This is a genomic window from Streptomyces sp. NPDC041108, from assembly GCF_055592645.1.
The window spans coordinates 1-1,024 of the sequence record NZ_JBVIYK010000061.1; the positions used below are offsets into that span (position 1 = coordinate 1).

The window sequence follows — 1,024 nt, forward strand, 5'->3', positions numbered from 1 at the left end:
TCTCGTGCGGCTGTGTCCCAGTCGCGGGGACGGAGTTGGTATTTCTCGGAGTCGAGGTATTCCTCGCTGCCGGGCTTGAGGGGGGTGTTCTCGCACAGTTCGTAGCCGGAGTAGATGCCCCAGGTGGGGGAGAGGGTGGCGGCGAGGACGGCGCGGAGTTCGAAGGCGGGCCGGCCGCCTTCCTGGAGGAAGGCGTGGAGGATGTCGGGGGTGTTGACGAAGAAGTTGGGCCGCATGTAGGCGGCGGCCTCACCGGCGAGTTCGGTGGCGTACTCCGTCAGTTCCTGTTTGGTGGTGCGCCAGGTGAAGTAGGTGTAGGACTGCTGGAAGCCGGTGGCGGCCAGGGTGTGCATCATCGCGGGGCGGGTGAAGGCCTCGGCGAGGAAGATGACGTCGGGGTCGGTGGCGTTGATGTCGGCGATGACCTGTTCCCAGAACACGACCGGTTTGGTGTGGGGGTTGTCGACGCGGAAGATGCGCACGCCGTGGTCCATCCAGTGGCGCAGGATCCGGGTGGTCTCGGCGATGAGGCCGGGCATGTCGGCGTCGAAGGCGATGGGGTAGATGTCCTGGTACTTCTTGGGCGGGTTCTCGGCGTAGGCGATGGTGCCGTCGGGGCGGTGGTGGAACCACTCGGGGTGTTTGTCGACCCAGGGGTGGTCGGGGGAGCACTGCAGGGCGAAGTCGAGGGCGATCTCCAGGCCCAGGGTGCGGGCCTCGGCGACGAAGTGGTCGAAGTCGTCCAGGGTGCCGAGGCCGGGGTGGACGGTGTCGTGGCCGCCCTCGGGGGAGCCGATGGCCCAGGGCACGCCGACGTCGTCGGGGGTGGGGGAGAGGGTGTTGTTGCGGCCTTTGCGGAAGGTGGTGCCGATGGGGTGGATGGGGGGCAGGTAGACGACGTCGAAGCCCATCGCGGCGATGGCCGGCAGGCGGCGGGCGGCGGTGCGGAAGGTTCCGTGGGGCTGGTCGGGGGTGCCCTCGGAACGGGGGAAGAACTCGTACCAGGAGCCGAACAGGGCCCGCT

1 pseudogene is annotated in these 1,024 nt (G+C 68.4%); it reads right to left on the reverse strand.

Annotated features, from left to right (window positions below):
* Window positions 1–1,024, reverse strand: a pseudogene (locus ACZ6BB_RS42215) (alpha-1,4-glucan--maltose-1-phosphate maltosyltransferase); the annotation flags it as partial.